This window comes from Burkholderia sp. LMG 13014 (genome assembly GCF_905232215.1).
In the GTDB taxonomy this organism is placed as follows: domain Bacteria; phylum Pseudomonadota; class Gammaproteobacteria; order Burkholderiales; family Burkholderiaceae; genus Burkholderia.
Window position 1 is genome coordinate 1 of sequence record NZ_CAJNKE010000689.1, and the last position, 2,836, is coordinate 2,836.

General features: G+C 67.1%; 4 protein-coding genes. 2 read left to right on the top strand and 2 right to left on the bottom strand.

Features of this window, described 5'->3' with window-relative positions; genetic code table 11:
• Positions 1–506 (top strand): S9 family peptidase (locus tag JYJ84_RS33135; protein WP_205190016.1); only part of this gene is annotated, 506 nt, incomplete at its 5' end.
• A gap of 48 nt (positions 507–554) precedes the next feature.
• Here JYJ84_RS33135 and JYJ84_RS33140 read toward each other — a convergent pair.
• Positions 555–1,286, bottom strand: coding sequence for a transporter substrate-binding domain-containing protein (locus tag JYJ84_RS33140; protein WP_175221342.1), 732 nt, complete (start codon positions 1,284–1,286; stop codon positions 555–557).
• 56 nt (positions 1,287–1,342) lie between these two features.
• The gene (locus JYJ84_RS33145) at positions 1,343–2,503 is read right to left on the bottom strand and encodes a pyridoxal phosphate-dependent aminotransferase (RefSeq protein ID WP_175221341.1); all 1,161 of its coding nucleotides are present in this window, start codon (positions 2,501–2,503) and stop codon (positions 1,343–1,345) included.
• Between the two features lie 166 nt (positions 2,504–2,669).
• On the opposite strand from JYJ84_RS33145, the gene JYJ84_RS33150 reads away from it, so the two are divergent.
• Positions 2,670–2,836 (top strand): GntR family transcriptional regulator (locus JYJ84_RS33150; protein ID WP_205190017.1); only part of this gene is annotated, 167 nt, incomplete at its 3' end.

Here is a 2,836-nt window from a genome sequence, read left to right on the forward strand (position 1 = left end):
TCGTCGACGTCGACATGAGCGCCGCGTATCGTCGCTTCGTCGATCACGTCGCCGATCGCGTGCCCGGGCCGATCGGCATCTGGGGGAACAGCATCGGCGGATTGTGGGCCGCTTCGACTGCTGCGAGCGACCGCCGGATCGCCGCCTGTTGCGTGAACGGCGCCCTCGCGGCGCCAACGCTGCTGCCGTTCCGCACGTTCGTCGAACAGGCCGCGGCGATGCTCGGTAACGACGATCCCGACGCGGTCGCGGCGAACTTCGCGCGGATGAGCTTCTCGTCCGAACGCGACCGCATCGCGTGTCCGCTGCTGGTGCTGCACGGCGGTGAGGATCCGCTGATCCGGCTCGACGACCAGCAGCCGTTTCTCGATGCGGCGACGTCCGGCGATGCAACGCTCAGGGTCTGGCCGGACGGCGAGCACACGATCTACAACCACGCGTCCGAGCGAACCGCGGTCGTCTGCGACTGGTTCGTCGAGCGGCTGACGCAGGCTGCGGCTACGTGATCACGCAGGTGGCGTCGACCGTGCGGACGGTCGACGCCGCGCACGGCATTACGACTTCGCGCCACCGCTCTCCACCACGCCGTCGATTTCCGCCCGCGTGAAGCCATACTTCGCCATCCGCTCGCGATGATCGGCCGAGCCGAGATACTCGCGCAGCTTCGCGTTCACGGCCTGCACGAGCGCGTCGCTGTTCTTGCTGAACGAAAACCCGCCGACCGGCACGGCCGCACCCGCGTCACGCTCGTGCGAGACGGCCTCCAGCCGCTCGTCCGTGTCGGCGACCACGCGGGCCCCGATCGCGGTGCTCGCGAACGCGTCGACCTGCCCCGCCAGCAACGCAGCCACGGCGTCGGGTTGATCCTTGAAGATGACGATCCGGTCGTCGCTCACACCGGCCGCCTTTGCCGAATCGATCTGCACCTGGTCGGTCACGCAGCCCAGCCGCGCATCGCCGCGGGCCGCGACAGCCGCGTAGCTCGTCAGCCGCTTCGGGTTGCCGGCCTGCAGCACGAATCCGTCGCCGATCGCCCACACCGGCACGCTGTACGTCACGTGCCGCGCCCGTTCGGCCGTCACGAAGATCGGCACGTTCATGTCCCAGCGCCCGGCCTGCACACCCGGCAGCAGCGCGTCGAACGACGTCGGGTGATATTCGATTTCCGTCACGCCGATCGCGCGCAGCACCCTCTCGGCCAGTTCGATATCCGCGCCGGTCACGGTACCGTCTTCCGCCGTCCAGTAGAACGGCGGCTCCTCGATGTACGCAATCCTTACCTTCATGGTGTCACTCCTGACGTTCAATGATGTGCGCCGCGCCCGGACGCCGGGCACCCGCTTCATGCAGCCGCTGCATCCATCGCCTGCGACAGCGCCGACAACGCACGCGGCAGGCGCTCCAGCGGAAGATAACCGAACCCAAGCCTGAACACGCGGCTGCTTTCGCCGAACCACGCGCCCGATGCGAGCTGTACGTCATGGTCGGCCAGGACCTGCCAGAAGCGCGACACGGCCGGCTCGTCGAAAGCATCCTGACGCAACCGCACGCAGCACAGTGCGCCCGCGTCGGGCCGCACCCACTCCACCCGCGCACGTTCACGCTCGCACCAGCCCGACACGATATCGAGCGCGCCGGCAAGCAGCCGGCGGCGAGGCGCGAGCACGTGCTCGCGGTTGCGCAACACGGTTGCCGCGAGCGTCTCGTCGAGCACCGAACCCGAGATCACCGTATTCAGCTTCGCGACGAGCAGACGCGCCCGAAGCCCCGCGTCGGCCACCGTGAGCCACCCCGTCCGCAGACCGGGTGCGCCCAGCGCTTTCGACACCGATGAACCCGTGACGACACGTGGATCGACACCCGCGAAACTGGCTGCCACGGCGGCATCGCCATAAGTCGCTTCGCGATAGGTCTCGTCGATGAACAGTATCGCGTCCGGACACCGTTGCGCCATCAACGCCAGCAATGCATCGATCTCGGCGCGCGATGCCTGGACGCCGCCCGGATTCTGCGGGGACGCGATGCTGACCAGCCGCGTCTTCGACGACAGGCTCGCGTCGAACTGCGCAAGGTCCAGCCGGTAGCCGGCCTCGAACGACAGCCGCACTTCTCGCACCGTTGCGCCGGCGCCGACCAGGCAGTCGCGGCTCGGCGGAAAGCACGGCGTCGCGAGCACGGCCTCGTCGCCGGGCCGGCACACTTCATAGGCCAGCAGAAACAGCCCGAGCGCGGTGCCTTGCGTCGTCACGATCTGCGCGGCCGGCACATCGCAGGTATCGGCAATCGCATCGCGCAGCACGGCAGCCCCCGCCGACTGGCTGTAGCCGAGCTTCAGGTGACGGACCGCCTCGACACCGGCCAGATCCAGCAGTTCACCGACCGTCAGGTCTTGCGACGTGCTCTCCGCCAGGTTGAAGGTCCGGTTCACGTCGAGCAGCGAGATGATTTCGTTGTGCGGAAATCGTCCGCGCCACTCACTGGAATACGCTTGAGTCGTCTGCATGGGCAAGCCTCACAATGGCCGATCGAAGGATCGAAACACAGCCATCGTAGCGCTCGCCCAAAAACCATAACAGCCACAATTTTTCGTCGATTGGACCAACACAATTCTGCGTGGCGCGCACGCGCCGAACGGTCGATAATCGGACACTCCCCTGCGCTGGTGTCCCATGGAAACGCAAACGTCATTTCGCTACAGGCAACTGGCCGACCTCATCGTCGGCATGATCGAGAACGGTACGCTGGCACCCGGCACGCGGCTGCCGTCCGTGCGTGCCGTCAGCGAACAGCAGCGCATCAGCGTCTCCACCGCGCTGCAGGCCTACCGTCTGCTCGA

What these genes read in the sequence shown, in the direction of transcription:
- JYJ84_RS33140 (WP_175221342.1), bottom strand. Translation starts at nt 1,286, where the DNA reads ATGAAGGTAAGGATTGCGTACATCGAGGAGCCGCCGTTCTACTGGACG.
- JYJ84_RS33145 (WP_175221341.1), bottom strand. Translation starts at nt 2,503, where the DNA reads ATGCAGACGACTCAAGCGTATTCCAGTGAGTGGCGCGGACGATTTCCG.